At 47.7% G+C, this 17,665-nt stretch carries 15 protein-coding genes and 2 pseudogenes; 14 read left to right on the forward strand and 3 right to left on the reverse strand.

Annotated features, from left to right (window positions below):
* Positions 1-106: 106 nt before the first annotated feature.
* The 9 genes and pseudogenes from purC to purD all read left to right on the forward strand — a co-directional run bounded on the left by purC (position 107) and on the right by purD (position 9,858).
* Positions 107-838 (forward strand): phosphoribosylaminoimidazolesuccinocarboxamide synthase, encoded by a 732-nt coding sequence (purC, locus tag JOJ89_RS01840; protein ID WP_029285468.1) that lies wholly within the window; start codon positions 107-109, stop codon positions 836-838.
* Positions 826-1,080: a phosphoribosylformylglycinamidine synthase subunit PurS gene (gene purS / locus JOJ89_RS01845; protein WP_029285470.1), complete on the forward strand. Its 255-nt coding sequence runs from the start codon at positions 826-828 to the stop codon at positions 1,078-1,080. Before purC ends, purS begins: the two co-directional genes overlap by 13 nt.
* Positions 1,077-1,760 carry a phosphoribosylformylglycinamidine synthase subunit PurQ gene (gene purQ / locus JOJ89_RS01850; protein ID WP_203289419.1) on the forward strand — a complete coding sequence of 228 codons (684 nt, stop codon included), beginning with the start codon at positions 1,077-1,079 and terminating at the stop codon, positions 1,758-1,760. Before purS ends, purQ begins: the two co-directional genes overlap by 4 nt.
* On the forward strand, positions 1,744-3,972 hold the full coding sequence (gene purL, locus JOJ89_RS01855; protein WP_203289420.1) for a phosphoribosylformylglycinamidine synthase subunit PurL: 2,229 nt from the start codon (positions 1,744-1,746) through the stop codon (positions 3,970-3,972). Before purQ ends, purL begins: the two co-directional genes overlap by 17 nt.
* Positions 3,948-5,359 (forward strand): annotated as a pseudogene (gene purF, locus JOJ89_RS01860) (amidophosphoribosyltransferase). Before purL ends, purF begins: the two are co-directional and overlap by 25 nt.
* A gap of 18 nt (positions 5,360-5,377) precedes the next feature.
* On the forward strand, positions 5,378-6,418 hold the full coding sequence (gene purM, locus JOJ89_RS01865) for a phosphoribosylformylglycinamidine cyclo-ligase (RefSeq protein WP_029566471.1): 1,041 nt from the start codon (positions 5,378-5,380) through the stop codon (positions 6,416-6,418).
* Complete coding sequence (gene purN, locus JOJ89_RS01870) at positions 6,415-6,996, forward strand: phosphoribosylglycinamide formyltransferase (RefSeq protein ID WP_029285482.1); 582 nt, start codon at positions 6,415-6,417, stop codon at positions 6,994-6,996. The genes purM and purN overlap by 4 nt, the downstream gene beginning before the upstream one ends.
* A 2-nt stretch (positions 6,997-6,998) precedes the next feature.
* Complete coding sequence (purH, locus tag JOJ89_RS01875) at positions 6,999-8,537, forward strand: bifunctional phosphoribosylaminoimidazolecarboxamide formyltransferase/IMP cyclohydrolase (RefSeq protein ID WP_029285484.1); 1,539 nt, start codon at positions 6,999-7,001, stop codon at positions 8,535-8,537.
* A gap of 52 nt (positions 8,538-8,589) precedes the next feature.
* On the forward strand, positions 8,590-9,858 hold the full coding sequence (gene purD, locus JOJ89_RS01880) for a phosphoribosylamine--glycine ligase (protein ID WP_203289421.1): 1,269 nt from the start codon (positions 8,590-8,592) through the stop codon (positions 9,856-9,858).
* Here the strand turns inward: purD and JOJ89_RS21335 are convergent.
* Both JOJ89_RS21335 and JOJ89_RS01885 read right to left on the reverse strand, forming a co-directional pair.
* On the reverse strand, positions 9,839-9,940 hold the full coding sequence (locus JOJ89_RS21335; RefSeq protein WP_342825766.1) for an EYxxD motif small membrane protein: 102 nt from the start codon (positions 9,938-9,940) through the stop codon (positions 9,839-9,841). The two genes, purD and JOJ89_RS21335, sit on opposite strands and share 20 nt — an antisense overlap.
* A 71-nt stretch (positions 9,941-10,011) precedes the next feature.
* Entirely contained in the window at positions 10,012-10,254 is a 243-nt protein-coding gene (locus JOJ89_RS01885) for a YgaP family membrane protein (protein WP_029285488.1), read from the reverse strand.
* A 91-nt stretch (positions 10,255-10,345) separates the two neighbouring features.
* Between JOJ89_RS01885 and JOJ89_RS01890 the strand changes: the two genes are divergently transcribed.
* Genes JOJ89_RS01890 through JOJ89_RS01900 form a run of 3 tightly spaced genes read left to right on the forward strand, consistent with a single transcriptional unit; the run spans position 10,346 to position 13,470 of the window.
* Complete coding sequence (locus JOJ89_RS01890) at positions 10,346-12,079, forward strand: adenine deaminase C-terminal domain-containing protein (protein WP_203289422.1); 1,734 nt, start codon at positions 10,346-10,348, stop codon at positions 12,077-12,079.
* A 33-nt stretch (positions 12,080-12,112) separates the two neighbouring features.
* Positions 12,113-13,138 carry a DUF3048 domain-containing protein gene (locus JOJ89_RS01895; RefSeq protein WP_242524647.1) on the forward strand — a complete coding sequence of 342 codons (1,026 nt, stop codon included), beginning with the start codon at positions 12,113-12,115 and terminating at the stop codon, positions 13,136-13,138.
* Positions 13,139-13,161: 23 nt separating this feature from the next.
* Positions 13,162-13,470, forward strand: a complete 309-nt coding sequence (locus tag JOJ89_RS01900; RefSeq protein WP_029285494.1) for a YerC/YecD family TrpR-related protein — start codon at positions 13,162-13,164, stop codon at positions 13,468-13,470.
* Between the two features lie 65 nt (positions 13,471-13,535).
* On the opposite strand, the gene JOJ89_RS01905 is transcribed toward JOJ89_RS01900, so the two are convergent.
* On the reverse strand, positions 13,536-14,510 hold the full coding sequence (locus JOJ89_RS01905) for a DUF3231 family protein (RefSeq protein WP_242524648.1): 975 nt from the start codon (positions 14,508-14,510) through the stop codon (positions 13,536-13,538).
* Positions 14,511-14,677: 167 nt separating this feature from the next.
* Between JOJ89_RS01905 and pcrB the strand changes: the two genes are divergently transcribed.
* On the forward strand, positions 14,678-15,364 hold the full coding sequence (gene pcrB, locus JOJ89_RS01910; RefSeq protein ID WP_029285498.1) for a heptaprenylglyceryl phosphate synthase: 687 nt from the start codon (positions 14,678-14,680) through the stop codon (positions 15,362-15,364).
* Between the two features lie 108 nt (positions 15,365-15,472).
* Positions 15,473-17,645: pseudogene (gene pcrA / locus JOJ89_RS01915) on the forward strand (DNA helicase PcrA).
* The last annotated feature ends 20 nt before the right edge of the window (positions 17,646-17,665 follow it).

Here is a 17,665-nt window from a genome sequence, read left to right on the forward strand (position 1 = left end):
ATATTTGCCTCTTTTTTAAAAAAGCGGAGGACGCGCTGTTTGGCAAACCTGGTACTTCCGCACTTCGATAATTCCCAATATTCAGTCGTTAAGAGGAGGATAAGGCATGACAACCGAAAAATTGAACCTGCTTTATGAAGGAAAGGCAAAGAGAATTTACCGCACGAATGAAGAATCCGTTTTGCTTGTTTCATATAAGAATTCCGCAACCGCGTTTAATGGCGGGAAGAAGGCAGAGATTGAAGGGAAAGGCCGCCTGAACAATGAGATTTCATCGCTGCTTTTTGAGAAGCTTGCTGAGAAGGGGATTGAGAGTCATTTTATTAAAAAGCTTTCAGAAACAGAGCAGCTTGTCAAAGAGGTAACCATTGTTCCCCTTGAGGTTGTTGTGCGCAACATTATGGCAGGAAGCCTCTCTAAGCGGCTGGGGATTGAGGAAGGAACACCGCTTCAAAAGCCGATTGTTGAATTTTACTACAAAGATGATGCTCTTGGGGATCCCCTCATAACTGAAGATCATATCGACGTGCTTGAAGCGGCGACGAAAGAGCAGGTACAGGAGCTGAAAACAGCTGCGTTAAAAGTTAATGATGTCCTCATTTCCCACTTTAAGCAGTGCGGAATCCGTTTAGTAGATTTCAAACTGGAATTTGGATTGACGAGTGAAGGAAAACTTCTTCTCGCAGATGAGATTTCACCGGATACTTGCCGTCTGTGGGATGAAGAAACGAATGAGAAGTTTGACAAAGATGTATTCCGCCGGGATATTGGCAGTTTAACAGATGCATATTCAGTGATTTTAAACCGTTTAGGAGGAGAAGCAGCATGTACAAAGTAAAGGTATTCGTTACACTCAGAGAGAGCGTTTTAGATCCGCAGGGAAGCGCGGTGCAGCACGCATTGCACAGCATGAACTACAAAGAGGTCAGCGATGTCCGGATCGGAAAGTACATGGAGCTTGCGATTGAAAAAACGGAGCGTGACCTGGATGCGACGGTCCGCGAAATGTGTGAAAAGCTTCTGGCCAACACTGTGATTGAAGACTACCGCTATGAGGTGGAGGAGGTTGTGGCACAGTGAAATTCGCCGTTATCGTTTTTCCGGGGTCAAACTGTGACATCGATATGTTTCACGCCATCAAGGATGAACTTGGAGAAGAAGCTGAATACGTATGGCATGATGAAACCGATTTAAGCCGTTTTGACGGCATTCTGCTTCCTGGGGGATTTTCTTACGGGGATTACCTTCGTTCCGGTGCGATTGCCCGTTTTGCAAACGTCATGAAGGAAGTTGTGATAGCAGCCGAAGCCGGCAAGCCGGTGCTCGGGGTCTGCAATGGTTTTCAGATCCTGCTTGAAGCGGGTCTTCTGCCGGGTGCGATGAAACGCAATGAGAACCTGAAGTTCATTTGCCGCCCGACAAATCTTGTCGTTCAAAATGACAAGACAATGTTTACTTCTGCTTATGAGCAAGATCAGGTCATTTCAGTGCCGATTGCACACGGAGAAGGAAACTATTACTGTGATGAACTCACTTTAGCGAGATTAAAAGAAAACAATCAAATCGTCTTCACCTATGAAAATAATCCGAATGGAAGTTTAGTAGATATCGCCGGGATTGTGAATGAAAAGGGCAATGTTCTTGGCATGATGCCGCATCCTGAGCGCGCAGTGGATGAACTGCTCGGCAGCGCAGACGGACTGAAGCTGTTTAAATCGATCGTGAAAAACTGGAGGGAATCTCATGTCACTACTGCTTGAACCAACTCAGCAAATGATCAAAGAAGAGAAAATCTACCGCCAATTTGGCGTCAGTGATGATGAGTTCAGCATGATTGAAGGCATCATGGGCCGTTTGCCGAACTATACAGAGCTTGGTATTTTCTCTGTTATGTGGTCAGAGCACTGCAGCTATAAAAACTCAAAGCCGGTGCTGAAGAAGTTCCCAACTTCAGGCGAGCATGTTCTTCAGGGTCCGGGAGAAGGCGCAGGAATTGTTGATATTGGAGACGGTCAGGCTGTTGTGTTTAAGATCGAGAGCCACAATCATCCTTCTGCGATTGAACCTTATCAGGGTGCGGCGACAGGCGTAGGCGGCATCATCCGTGACGTCTTTTCAATGGGAGCACGTCCTATTGCTCTATTAAACTCTTTGCGCTTTGGGGAATTGACGTCACCGCGTGTGCGTTACTTGTTTGAAGAAGTAGTAGCAGGAATCGCAGGCTACGGAAACTGCATCGGCATCCCGACAGTAGGCGGCGAAATCCAGTTCGACCCTTCTTATGACGGCAATCCGCTTGTAAACGCCATGTGTGTTGGTCTAATCAACCATGAGGATATTAAAAAAGGCGTGGCAAAAGGAATCGGAAACACCGTTATGTATGTTGGAGCGAAAACAGGACGCGACGGCATTCACGGCGCTACTTTTGCCTCAGAGGAACTGACGGATTCATCTGATGAAAACCGTCCGGCCGTACAAGTCGGAGATCCTTTCATGGAAAAGCTTTTGCTTGAAGCTTGTCTAGAGGTTATTAAATGTGATGCCCTTGTCGGCATTCAGGATATGGGAGCAGCGGGACTGACGAGCTCGACAGCTGAAATGGCGAGTAAAGCGGGATCCGGCATTGAGCTCAACTTAGATTTAGTGCCTCAGCGCGAAGCGGGCATGACACCTTATGAAATGATGCTCTCCGAATCACAGGAGCGGATGGTTCTCGTTGTAGAACGCGGACGCGAGCAGGAGATCACCGACATTTTTGACAAATATGAGCTTGAAGCAAAAGCAATTGGCACTGTAACAGACGATAAAATGCTCCGTCTTCTTCATAAAGGAGAAGTTGTGGCGGAAATTCCAGTTGATGCGCTTGCAGAAGAAGCGCCGGTTTACCACAAGCCTTCAGCTGAGCCTGCCTACTATAAAGAATTTCAGGCTATGGAACAAACCGCACCTGAAACGGGCGACTTAAAAGAAACGCTGATCAGTCTTTTAAAGCAGCCGACGATTGCAAGCAAAGAATGGGTGTACGATCAATACGACTATATGGTCCGCACAAATACAGTTGTGGCACCGGGATCAGATGCTGCTGTTCTCCGCATCCGCGATACGAACAAAGCACTTGCCATGACGACAGACTGCAACTCAAGATATCTTTACCTAGATCCTGAAACAGGCGGCATGATTGCTGTTGCAGAAGCAGCGCGCAACATTGTCTGCTCAGGAGGAAAACCGCTTGCTGTGACAGACTGCCTGAACTTCGGCAATCCTGAAAAGCCGGAGATTTTCTGGCAAATCGAAAAAGCAGCTGACGGCATGAGTGAAGCGTGCCGCGTGCTGAATTCACCGGTTATCGGCGGAAATGTTTCTCTGTACAATGAAACGAACGGCACGGCTGTTTACCCGACACCGGTCATCGGCATGGTCGGACTGATAGAAGATACGAAGTACATCACGACTCAGTCATTTAAAGAAGCGGGAGACCTCATTTATGTGCTTGGCGAGACGAAGAATGAGTTCGGAGGAAGCGAGCTTCAAAAGCTGACATACGGCAGAATTTTCGGCAAAGCTCCTGAGCTTGATCTTGCAGTGGAAGCAGACCGCCAGGCAAAAGTAGCAGCAGCCATCCGCGCAGGACTTGTTGCATCTGCACACGATGTCGCAGAAGGCGGTTTGGCCGTAGCAGCAGCCGAAAGCACATTCGGCACGAACGGACTTGGCGCACATCTAACCGTTGACGGCGAAGCAGCAGTTGCCCTGTTCAGCGAAACACAATCCCGTTTCATCCTGGCAGTAAAACCTGAACACAAGACGGCTTTTGAAGAATTGACAGGTGCCGCACTGATCGGGCGTGTCACAGGAGATGGCATCTTCACGGTGAAAAACGGAGCAGGCGACCTTCTTGTTCAGGCTGAGGCAGCTGAGCTTGAAGGGGCCTGGAGAGGAGCGATTCCATGCTTGCTGAGATCAGAGGACTAAACGAAGAGTGCGGAGTGTTTGGTATTTGGGGACACTCCGAAGCTCCCCAAATTACGTATTACGGCCTGCACAGTCTTCAGCACCGCGGCCAGGAGGGTGCCGGAATTGTTTCAACAGACGGCAGCAAGCTGACATGCGTCAAAGGCCAGGGTCTGATTACGGAAGTATTCAGCGGCGGTCGCCTGAATGACATTAAGGGAAAAGGCGCAATCGGCCACGTCCGCTATGCAACGGCAGGCGGAGGCGGTTTTGAAAATGTTCAGCCTCTTTTGTTCCGTTCAGAAAGCGGCGGTCTTGCCCTTGCCCATAATGGAAACCTTGTAAATGCGAACGGACTGAAGCATCAGCTTGAGCACCAGGGGAGTATTTTCCAGTCCACTTCCGACACAGAAGTGCTTGCCCACCTTATCAAACGAAGCGGCTACAGCTCGCTGAAGGATAAAATTAAAAATGCCCTGACCATGATCAAAGGTGCCTACGCATTCCTGATCATGACAGAAACAGAAATGATGGTTGCCCTTGATCCGAACGGACTGCGTCCGCTTTCAATCGGCATGCTCGGAGACGCTTATGTTGTGGCTTCTGAAACATGTGCTTTTGATATTATCGGTGCTGAATACCTCCGCGAGGTTCAGCCGGGGGAACTGCTGATCATCAATGATGACGGCCTTCAGTCAGAACGCTTTTCGGTAAACGTCAACCGCGCCATCTGCAGCATGGAATACATTTATTTTTCAAGACCTGACAGCAACATCGACGGCATCAACGTGCACACTGCCCGAAAAAACCTCGGCAAGCGCATGGCCATTGAAGCGCCGTTTGAAGCTGATGTAGTGACAGGCGTTCCGGATTCAAGCATTTCAGCTGCCATTGGCTATGCGGAGGCATCAGGCATACCGTATGAGCTTGGCCTGATCAAAAACCGCTACGTTGGCAGAACGTTCATTCAGCCTTCCCAGTCACTAAGGGAGCAGGGCGTGAAAATGAAGCTGTCTGCTGTACGCGGTGTAGTCGAAGGCAAACGCGTTGTCATGGTCGATGACTCCATCGTCCGCGGAACGACGAGCCGCAGAATCGTGAACATGCTTAGAGAAGCGGGAGCAACGGAAGTGCACGTCTGCATTACGTCTCCGCCAATCAGCAACCCGTGCTTCTACGGAATTGATACATCCTCTACAGAAGAGCTGATTGCAGCGACCCATACAGTGGAAGAAATCAAAGAAATCATCGGAGCAGACACCCTGACATTCCTCAGTGTCGAAGGGCTGCTTGAGGGTATTGGACGTCCGTATGAAGGCGAGCGCCTTGTTTTACAGGGAAATATCCGACCGAGATCTATCCGGATACAGAGTTGCCTCATGAAAAGGAAGAAGTGCTGACGAAATAAGAGCGGGAGGAATAAAGGATGTCAAACGCATATAAGCAGGCAGGCGTAGATATCGAAGCAGGGTATGAAGCTGTTTCGCGAATGAAAAAGCATGTTGCAAAAACAATGAGAAAAGGCGTCATGGGAAGCCTCGGCGGCTTCGGCGGCATGTTCGACCTTTCTGAGCTGAAACTTAAACAGCCTGTCCTTGTTTCAGGAACGGACGGGGTCGGCACAAAGCTCAAGCTTGCTTTTCAGATGAACCGGCATGATACCATCGGGGTGGATGCGGTTGCCATGTGTGTGAACGATATTCTTGCACAGGGCGCAGAGCCCCTATTTTTCCTGGACTATCTTGCTCTTGGAAAAGCGGAGCCTGCAAAAATTGAACAGATCGTCAAAGGAGTAGCAGACGGATGCGAGCAGGCAGGCTGCGCGCTTGTCGGCGGTGAAACGGCTGAGATGCCGGGACTTTATGACGGTGAAGAGTATGACATCGCAGGCTTTTCAGTTGGCGCAGCGGAAAAGGAAGACATTGTAACCGGTGAGAATATCCGTGCCGGCCATGTGCTGATCGGCCTTGCTTCAAGCGGCCTGCACAGCAACGGCTTCTCTCTTGTGCGCAAGATTTTGCTTGAAGACGGCGGTTTATCTCTTGATGAGAACGTTCAGCCGTTTGAAAAACCGCTTGGCGAAGAGCTTCTCACTCCAACGAAAATCTATGTAAAGCCGGTCCTTAACGTGGTGAAAAAATACAAAGTAGACGGCATGGCCCACATTACAGGCGGCGGTTTTATTGAAAATATCCCAAGAATGCTTCCTGAGGGCCTCAGCGCTGAAATCGACTTTGGTTCATGGCCGATACCTGCTGTATTTGATCTTCTTCAGGAAAAAGGGTCACTAAGCCAAGAAGAAATGTTCAACATCTTCAATATGGGCATCGGCTTTGTGCTTGCAGTGGATTACAGCCAAATGCATGCAGTCATCAGCGAGCTTGAAAAGAACGGCGAAAAAGCCTTTATCATCGGCCGTGTAAAAGAAGGCCACGGGGTCACATTCGGCGGAGGCGCTCTCTCATGATGAAAATCGCCGTATTTGCTTCAGGATCCGGCTCGAATTTCCAGGCCATCCTGAATGAAATCAAGAGGGGAAAGCTTGAGGCAGAGGTTGTCCTTTTGGTTTGCGACAGACCGGGAGCAAGGGTTGTTGAACGTGCGCAAAAGGAAAACATTCCGGTGTTTGAGTTTTCACCGAAGGAATTCAGCAGCAAAGCAGCTTTTGAGACGCTGATTCTTCGCCAGCTGGAACAGTATGGTGTAAACTATGTGGTACTTGCAGGCTATATGAGACTGATTGGTGAGACGCTTCTTACTGCCTGCCCTGAACGCATCATAAATCTGCATCCGTCGCTTCTGCCTGCTTTTCCAGGCAAGGACGCCATCGGCCAGGCTTTTCGCGCAGGCGTAAAAGTCACCGGCATTACGATACACTTTGTAGATGCGGGCATGGACACAGGGCCGATTATTGCTCAGCAGGCACTTGAGGTGGAAGACACAGATACGCCTGAAACCTTGGCAGAAAAAATCCATCAGCTTGAGCATGCCTATTATCCGCATGTTCTGCAGTCTCTCTTTCAAAAACGAAAACTAGAGGTGTAACTATGACAATCAAACGGGCACTTGTCAGTGTTTCAGATAAAGAAGGCATTATTCCGTTCGCTGCCGGACTTGTTGAGCAGGGCATTGAAGTCATTTCAACCGGCGGGACGAAAAAATTGCTTCAGGAGAACAACGTGAAGGTGACGGGAATTTCCGAAGTGACCGGATTTCCTGAAATCATGGATGGCCGCGTCAAAACGCTTCATCCGAACATTCACGGCGGATTGCTTGCCGTCCGCAGCAATCCGGATCATATGAAGCAGCTTGAAGAAAACAGCATTCTTCCAATCGATCTTGTTGTCGTGAACCTTTATCCTTTTAAAGAAACCATCTCCAAAAAGGATGTAACGTTCGATGACGCGATTGAAAACATTGATATCGGCGGACCGACGATGCTGCGCTCGGCTGCGAAAAATCATCAGGACGTAACAGTTGTTGTCGATCCTGCAGATTATGCAGACGTTCTTGAGCAAATCAAAGCGGAGAAGGCAGTCTCTCTTGCAGCAAAGCAAAAGCTTGCCGCGAAAGTCTTCCGCCACACAGCTTCTTATGATGCGCTGATTGCTGAGTTTTTAACAAACGCAGTAGGTGAAGAAGATCCTGAAACGGTCACGTACACATACGAGAAAAAACAGTCGCTCCGCTACGGCGAAAATCCGCATCAAAAAGCGACGTTCTATAAAAAGCCGCTGGCAGGCACCGTCTCGATTGCAGAAGCGGTTCAGCTTCACGGCAAAGAGCTCTCTTACAACAACATTAAAGATGCGGATGCCGCTCTTCAAATCGTAAGAGAATTTACGCAGCCTGCAGCTGTTGCTGTTAAGCATATGAACCCTTGCGGTGTAGGTACAGGAGGAACTATCTTTGAAGCGTTCACGCGCGCATACGAAGCAGATCCGACATCGATTTTCGGAGGCATCATTGCTCTGAATCATGAGGTCGATGCGGATACGGCGCACAAGCTTCATGAGATTTTCCTTGAAATCGTTATAGCACCATCCTTCAGCGAGGAAGCTCTTGAGATTTTAACATCCAAGAAAAACCTGCGCCTTCTGACTTTGGATGTTCTCGGTGCAGAAGCGCAGGATCAGCAGGTTACCTCTATTCATGGCGGACTTCTTGTACAGGATGAGGACACGCTGTCGTTTGATGACGCCAAAATCACCATTCCTACAAGACGCGAGCCGTCTGAGCAGGAGTGGGAAGACCTCAAGCTTGCCTGGAAGGTCGTTAAGCATGTGAAATCGAACGCGATCGTTCTTGCTAAAAATCAGATGACAATTGGTGTTGGCGCAGGCCAGATGAACCGCGTCGGCGCAGCAAACATCGCGATTGAGCAGGCGGGCAGGCTTGCAAAAGGCAGCGCGATGGGATCTGATGCGTTCTTCCCTATGAGCGACACAGTGGAAGCGGCAGCCAAAGCGGGTGTGACGGCCATCATTCAGCCGGGCGGATCCATTAAAGATGAGGATTCAATTAAAAAAGCAGATGAATACGGCATTGCCATGGTCTTTACTGGGGTAAGACATTTTAAACATTAATCTTTGGGCGTGCGGCATATGGCCCGCACGCTTACTTTAGCGAGGTGGAACAATGAACATTCTGATCATTGGCCGCGGAGGCCGTGAACATGCAATCGCCTGGAAGGCATCTCAAAGCAAGCTTGCAGACAAAGTGTTCGCTGCACCTGGAAACGACGGGATGAGTACGGTTGCCGAGCTTGTTGCAATTGATGAATCGAATACACAGGAGCTTGTTGCATTTGCTCTTGGAAATCAAGTCGGCCTCACCATTGTCGGTCCGGAAGTACCGCTTTTAAACGGCGTAGTCGATGCTTTTCAAGAAGCGGGATTGAAGGTTTTCGGCCCGACAAAAGCGGCTGCGCTTATCGAAGGCAGCAAGAAATTTGCCAAAGAACTCATGCTTGCAAACAGCATACCTACAGCATCGTATGATTCTTTTACCTCGTTTGAGGAAGCAAAGCAGTATGTTCTTGAAAAAGGAGCTCCAATCGTTATTAAAGCAGATGGTCTCGCGGCAGGAAAAGGCGTGACCGTTGCTCTGACAGTGGAGGAAGCAGTCAATTGTCTCAGGGAATTTCTTGAGGATGCTAAATTCGGAGAAGCGAGCAGCTCGGTCGTCATTGAGGAATTCCTTGAAGGTGAAGAGTTTTCATTAATGGCGTTTGTTAACGGTGAGGACGTTTATCCAATGGTCATCGCCCAGGATCATAAGCGTGCATATGACCATGATGAAGGTCCAAACACAGGCGGCATGGGGGCATATTCACCTGTTCCCCAAATACCGGATGCATCTGTTTTGGAGGCTGTTGAAACCGTGCTGAAGCCGGCTGCCCGCGGAATGATTGCGAATGGCACACCATTTACAGGGATATTGTATGCCGGTCTGATCTTAACGGCTGAAGGTCCCAAGGTGATTGAATTCAACGCACGATTCGGCGACCCTGAAACACAGGTTGTCCTTCCGCGTCTTGAATCCGATTTGATTGAAGTGCTGCTTGATATTCTCGACGGAAAAAAAGCAGAACTGAAATGGCGCGATGAAGCGGTGATGGGAGTCGTTCTTGCATCAAAAGGCTATCCGGATGCGTACATGAAGGGCGAAGCTATCGGTTCGCTTTTGCAGGGTTTTGAGCAGGGAGCCCTGTTCCATGCAGGCACAAAAAAAGAAGGCCAGCAGTATGTAACTGACGGCGGAAGGGTCCTTGCAGTCGTCGCATACGGAAGCGATCTGCTTGAAGCACAGACACAAGTATATGAATACGTGGCAGAAGTTGCGTCAGATGCCCTGTTCTACCGAAAGGACATTGGAGCAAAAGCGACTAAGCACGTCTTTTCTTAACATACACAAACAAGAGCGCCACAATGCTGCCGATTAGAAGGGCAAGCACAAACGACATATCAGTCAGGTATTCCATGATCATAACGTTCACCTCTTTTAATGGATGCTCTAGTTAAGCAAACCCCCAAATGATGATTTGGGGGTTATTTGTTCTTAAGATGGATTATAAGTCTTATCCTCAAACTCCAAATCCTCTTTTTTATACTCCTGATACATAAATGTAAGCGGGCAGAAACGCAGGATTCCTTCTCCGACTTTCATGGCGCCGAGCAGCATGACAAGCAGGGCAGATTCTTTCCATGGCTTCTTTGAATATTTGGCAGATGCCCATGAGAGCAGGAAAAGTCCGATTGTGATGCGGACCAGGCCGTTTACAATGCCGATGTTTGGTTTCATAAAGATCAGACTCCTTTTTCGAGAAATTCTTTAGTGCGTTAATAAATTGAATATGTTACCATATTGAAAAGACCTTCAGGGAGGTGCTGTCATGCCAAAGCCAAATGCTCCGTGGAAAATCCGGGAGATCAGAGGCCATATTGACGCAGCATCCGGACAAGAGCCGCCGGATCTTTTGCTGAAAAATGGTACCTATCTGAACTCTTATTTAAAGAGATGGGTAAAGGCCCATATTTGGATTAAAGATGACCGGATTGTTTATATAGGAGAAAATCTCCCGGCCTCCGCAAAAGAAACAGCGGATTGCGAAGGGCAGTTTATTGTACCCGGCTATATTGAGCCGCACGCCCACCCGTTTCAACTTTATAATCCCCTTTCTTTCGGAGAGTATGTGTCGCAGTTCGGTACAACAAGCATGATCTGTGATAATTTATTTCTGCTTTTTCAGTCCGATAAAAAGAAAGCGTTTTCTTTTTTGGGGGAAATCAATCGCAGCCAAGTTCAGTATTACTGGTGGGCACGGTTTGACCTGCAAACGGAAGTACCGGATGAAACAGGTATTTTATCTCTGGATTTTATGAAAAAATGGATGGATTCTGAATATGTTATTCAAGGCGGTGAATTAACCGGCTGGCCAAAGCTATTGCAGGATGATGATCTCATGCTGTCGTGGATGAAGGAGATAAAAGGCAAGGGGAAGCGGATAGAGGGGCATTTTCCGGGTGCTTCTGCCGGTACGCTTACCAAAATGAAGCTTTTCGGTGCAGATTGCGACCACGAGGCGATGACAGGCGGGGATGTAGTCGAAAGGCTTTCTCTAGGCTATACGGTAGCCCTGCGCCATTCATCCATCAGGCCGGATCTGCCAGAGCTGCTAAAAGGCATCCGGGAGAAAGAAATCACTTCGTATGATCACTTCTTTTTTACAACAGACGGATCAACGCCGCATTTTTATAAGGACGGCATGATAGACAGTCTGATAAAAATGGCGATGGAAAGCGGTATTCCTGCAGTCTATGCCTACCATATGGCAAGCTTCAATGCGGCCCGCTATTACCGGATGGAAGAAGTGACGGGGGCGGTGGCACCTGGAAGAATGGCCAATCTGAATATCCTTTCAGCGATTGACCAGCCGCTTCCTGTCAGTGTGCTCGCTAAAGGAAAGTGGCTTAAAAAAGCTGGAGTCGCAGCTGAGTTTCCTTCTTTTGACTGGAAACAGACAGGACTTGAACCTCTGCAGCTGAATTGGTCACTCTCCCTTAATGATCTGCAATTTTCCATGGCTATGGGCCTGAAGATGAAAAATGACGTGATCATCGAACCATACAGGATCACCGTTGATCATTCCTTTGATGAGCTCAGTGACAGTCACGATGAATGCTTTCTCGCTCTCATTGATAAAAGAGGAAAATGGAGAATCAACACCATGCTGAAAGGTTTTGCCTCAAGTCTCGGCGGACTTGCAAGCTCGTACTCAACAACAGGTGACATTATTCTAATCGGAAAAAGCAAGCACGATATGATCACTGCTTTTCAGAGGATGAAGGAGCTTGGCGGGGGTATCGTTTTAGCAGAAAAAGGAGAAGTTCTGCACGAGATTCCGCTTGGAATTGGCGGCGGAGCATCTTTGCAGCCGTTTCAGGAAGTGGTAAATCAGGAGGAGACATTCAGAAGTCTTTTGGCGGAAAGAGGCTATCTGTTCGGGGACCCTGTTTACTCTCTGTTTTTCCTCTTATCGACTCATTTGCCTTATATCAGAATAACGCCAGCGGGGATCTATGATGTGCTCAAAAAAATAATACTCTTTCCGCCGATAATGCGTTAAAATATAAAAGGAAGCAAAAGGAGTCAAACTCACGTGAAAACCATCAAGAAGAACTTACAGCGGCTGTTGGCGGCAGTTATGCTGCTTGCATTGTGCACAGCATGCGTCAAAGAAGAGAGCAGCGTGCCAAAACCAAGCGTGATAAAGCAGGAACCATCAGCTCCTGCTGAAGAAATAAGCATCTATCCTCTTACTGGTCTGCCTTCAGAGAACCTGGGAAACCGTGCTTTTGCGGTGATGATCAATAATCACCCTGCAGCCCGGCCGCAGTCGGGACTCCACAAAGCGGACATTGTCTATGAAGTGCTTGCAGAAGGCAGCATCACAAGGTTTTTAGCCATCTATCAAAGCGAGCTTCCGGACATGATTGGCCCAGTCCGGAGTGCAAGAGAATACTATGTTGATCTTTCAGACGGCTACAATGCTTTTTTTGTAAGTCACGGATGGAGCCCTCAGGCGCGCGAACTGCTTGAAGATGGAAACCATGACTTCTTAAATGGAATGTTTTACGACGGCACGCTTTTTCAAAGGGCAGATTTCAGGAAAGCCCCGCACAATTCTTATATCTCATCCGAACATATAAAAAAAGGTGCAGAGCTGAATAAAGGGGATTTTTCGCAGAGGCCGGACCCGCTGCCGTTCATGAAAGCGGTGGAAGTAAATAAACTTCAGGGGAAATCCGGAGCAGAAGCCATCATCCGCTACGATAAATCTGACACTTTTGAATCGCAGTTTATTTATGACAAACAATCACAGACCTATTTCAGATATAGCACCGAACAGACTAAAGATCTCGAGTCAGATGAAGCTGTAGCACCCAGTAATGTCCTTATTGCTGAAATGACTCACGAAATTATGGATAAACAAGGCAGAAGGTCCATTAACCTTACGGAGGGCGGCAAAGCAATCCTCCTTCAGCATGGTGTCAGCCGCGAGGTCGAATGGCGCAATGCGGACGGACGGATCCTGCCGTATCTGAACGGAGAGCAGGTAAAGCTTGTTCCGGGAAAAACATGGATCAGCATCGTGCCCCATCTCAATCAAGTGACCATCCACTAAATCTTTTAAAAAGGAGAATCAACATGCAAATCGAAAAATTACGGGGAAAAGAACTTGACCAATTATTTGAATCTGTCCTCTCACTTAAAAATCTGGATGAATGCTATCGATTTTTCGATGATCTCTGTACAGTAAACGAAATTCAGTCACTTGCACAGCGCCTCGAAGTGGCACGCATGCTGCGCGAAGGGTTTACTTATCATAAAATTGAAACAGAGACAGGCGCAAGCACAGCGACGATCTCGCGTGTGAAACGCTGCCTGAACTACGGCAACGACGCCTATACGATGGCTCTTGAGCGCATCGGCGCGCAGGAGCCGAAAGAATCTTAATAGCAAAAAGGCTGAAGAATTCTTCAGCCTTTTTATTTTGGACTTTTTCGCATGCATCGCCAGCTTCACTCAGGCGGTTCCTCAAACCACCCATTTTCAATCATCAGCTTAATTCCTTCAGTTGCATAAAAGAAAATATCTTTTCCAATCAAAGCGGTTTTCAGCGATAAGTCGCTGCGCAGGCTGAAGATCGTCCCGAAGCTGCTGCCGACGAGGCCAAAGCCGTTCAGCAAGTATACGCAGAACATCATCAGTTTTTCCGAAAACGGTGCAGCGGCAGAGGAGGTCACGGTGCCGCCTGCTCCTGCTGAGAACTGCACATTGCTATCCAAAAGCAGTTTTTCAAAGGTTTCTATTTGTTTTTTCGCAAGCTTTTTTCCTTTTAAAAAGTAGTCCTTAATCTCAGGAGTTGCTGAGCACTGCGCAAATCCTGTCACCAGCAGCATGCCGATATTGTTCGTTTCGATGCCGTGATGAAGATTTCCGATTTCAATGTCGTTCAGTGCGCGGCTGCCTTTAAAAAACGGAAAGCCGTCAAGATAGGATTCATCTTTAATAAACTCGGCCGTTTTTGGCTTTTCCACCAAGGGAGGAAGGGTTAAAATCCCTTTCTCCAAAAGATAATGTGTGGAAAGCTTATACACTTTTTGCGTCGTTGACGTGAGTCCTTCATAAATAGACATTACATCATCGCGGTAGGCCATATTCATATTGAGTGTGTACATCCCCATGCTCACTTCTTTTAAAATACGGAGAAACATGATGTCAAATCCGTTGTCATAAAGCTTTGGAGCCTGCAGATTCACATCATTCTCAGTAAACCCCTTAGGAATCGCAACGCCCTCCTGCTCAAAAATGCCTTCCATTTTTGTGACGAAGTGATTGAGTTCCTGCCAAAGACCGCCCATAATATTTTTCGCCTGCTGGTCATCTGATTTTTCCATGAAGTATTCCAATACGCGTAAAATCATTGTTTTTTCCTGATATGTAAGCCACAGTGTCCCGATTTCAGACGAACTGAGCGGATATTTATTATTCAAGGTCCATCCCTCCATAGAGCTAGTTTCTTCATTGAAAAGCAGAATTATGAACAGTTGCGCCAAAACGTAATCAGATTGTCAAAACCTTCATAGCATGTGTGCGTTTTTTGCAGGGCATTAATTTGATATAATGTTTGAATGGAACCTGATTGTTAGGAGGAACGGCTATGTATGATGTGAGCGAGTGGAAGCATGTATTCAAACTCGATCCCGATAAAGAAATAAGCGACGCTGCACTCGAGAAAATATGTGAGTCAGGAACAGATGCCATCATTGTCGGGGGAAGCGACAATGTAACGATGGATAATGTGTTAAACTTAATGTCCCGAATCAGAAGATACCTTGTGCCGTGTGTGCTTGAGGTATCAGAGATTGAGTCGATCATGCCCGGTTTTGATTTGTATTTCATCCCGTCTGTGATGAACAGCAGGGATGCAAAATGGGTAATGGGGCTGCATCATGAGGCGGTAAAAGAATATGGAGATCTTATGAACTGGGATGAACTCCTCGTGGAAGGCTACTGCATTCTGAACGGGGACTGCAAAGCAGCCAGGCTCACAGATGCAAGGACTGAATTGACTGCTGATGACGTGGTCTCATACGCAAGACTGGCTGAAAACATGTTTCACATGCCGATTTTCTATCTGGAGTACAGCGGAACTTATGGCGATGTGAATGTTGTGGAGGCGGCAGGCAAAGTGCTTTCTGAGACAAAACTGTTTTACGGAGGCGGCATTCAGACGCCTGAACAGGCAGCCGAAATGGCCGAGCATGCCGATGCCGTTGTTGTCGGCAACATTATTTACGAGAACCTGGAAGCCGCATTGAAAACGGTAAAAGCGGTAAAACCATAATTGCATAACACTCAGGTGATGAGATAAAATAAGAACATACGTTTGATATAAGGTGGTGTCCGGAACGTGCAATTTTTAACAGATCAATTATTAAATGGCTTGAATGACATGCAAAAGGAAGCGGTCAAGGCAACGGATGGACCGCTCTTGATCATGGCAGGCGCGGGGAGCGGAAAGACAAGCGTTCTCACAAGAAGAATCGCGTACCTGATGGTTGAAAAGGGCGTCGCTCCGTGGAATATCCTTGCCATTACATTTACAAATAAAGCGGCAAGGGAAATGAAGGAGCGTATCGGAAAGCTGCTTGGACCAGGAGCAGATGATATCTGGATTTCTACATTCCACTCGATGTGTGTAAGAATTTTAAGACGTGACATCGACCGGATCGGCATCAGCAGAAATTTCTCGATTCTGGATACGACAGATCAGCTGTCCGTTATTAAGCAGATCTTGAAAGACCGGAATATTGATCCGAAGAAATTTGATCCCCGCAGCATGCTGGGAAGCATCAGCAATGCGAAGAACGAACTGATCACTCCCGAGGAATTCGAAAAAACAGCGGGCGGCATGTACGAGCAGGTTGCAAGCGACGTATATAAGGATTATCAGAAAAAACTGCTCAAAAACCAGTCTCTTGATTTTGATGACTTGATCATGACGACGATTCAGCTGTTTCAGCGTGTGCCTGAAGTGCTTGAATTCTACCAGCGCAAATTTCAGTACATTCACGTGGATGAGTACCAGGATACGAACAGAGCGCAGTATCTGCTCGTGAAAATGCTTGCATCGCGTTTTCAGAATCTGTGCGTAGTCGGAGACTCGGATCAGTCGATTTACCGCTGGCGCGGAGCTGATATTGCGAATATCCTCTCTTTTGAAAAAGATTATCCGTCTGCCAGTGTGATTCTGCTTGAGCAGAACTACCGCTCGACACAGCGCATTCTTGAAGCGGCAAACGGCGTCATAAAAAATAATATGAACCGCAAGGCGAAAAATCTCTGGACTGAAAATGATGAAGGACAGAAAATCAGCTACTACCGTGCGGACAGCGAATCGGCCGAAGGGCAGTTTGTGGCGGGCAAAATCAATCAGCTCGTCTCCACACAGGGCAGAAAGCTTTCAGATTTTGCGATTCTTTACAGAACGAACGCCCAGTCCCGTGTCATCGAGGAAATTCTGCTGAAGTCGAACATCAATTATACGATTGTCGGCGGCATCAAGTTCTATGACAGAAAAGAGATTAAGGATATCCTCGCTTATATGAGACTGATTGCAAACCCTGATGATGACATCAGTCTGGCACGCGTCATAAACGTGCCAAAACGCGGTGTTGGAGCGACTTCTGTTGACCGGATTGCCCAGTATGCGGCAGATAATGATCTGTCCCTCTTCGGGGGCGATTGAACAGATTGAGTTTGCAGGTGTTAGTGCACGTGTAGTCAGTGCGATGGTAGATTTCCGCGAACTGATCCGGAACATGGCCAACATGCAGGATTATCTGTCTGTCACGGAGCTAGCAGAAGAAGTGATTGAGAAAACAGGCTACCGCGACATGCTGAAAACGGAGAAAACGATCGAAGCGCAAAGCCGCCTCGAGAATATCGACGAGTTCCTGTCTGTTACCCAGAACTTTGAAAAGAACAGCGAGGATAAGAGTCTTGTTGCATTCCTGACTGATCTTGCTTTAGTGGCGGATATTGATAAATTAGACGATGATGAGGAAGCCTCTAAAGAAGCGGTCGTGTTAATGACGCTTCATTCTGCAAAGGGCCTTGAGTTCCCGGTAGTCTTTTTGATAGGCGTTGAAGAAGGCGTCTTCCCACACAGCCGCTCTCTTATGGAAGAAGAGGAAATGGAAGAGGAGCGCCGCCTTGCCTATGTCGGCATTACCCGTGCAGAAAAAGAGCTGTTTATCACAAATGCGAAAATGAGAACTCTCTTCGGGCGGACGAGCATGAACCCTGAATCAAGATTCATATCTGAAATTCCATCCGCTCTGATTGAAAATCTGAATGAAGTGAAAAAGAGCTCTTCGCCATTCGGTGCAAAAGCACGGCCTGAACGGAGACCTGCCGTTACAAGACCGATTGCAGCCTCTACAGGCGGAGATGAAATTGCCTGGAGCGTCGGCAGCAAGGCAGAACATAAAAAATGGGGCATCGGCACCGTTGTCAGCGTTAAAGGCGAGGGAGAGGGCAAGGAGCTTGATATTGCATTCCCAAGCCCTGTCGGCATCAAACGGCTGCTTGCTAAATTTGCTCCGATTAAAAAAGTACAGTAGTGAAAGGAATGGACCAAGGG

The organism is Metabacillus sp. cB07, from assembly GCF_016839225.1.
Classification (GTDB): domain Bacteria; phylum Bacillota; class Bacilli; order Bacillales; family Bacillaceae; genus Bacillus_P; species Bacillus_P indicus.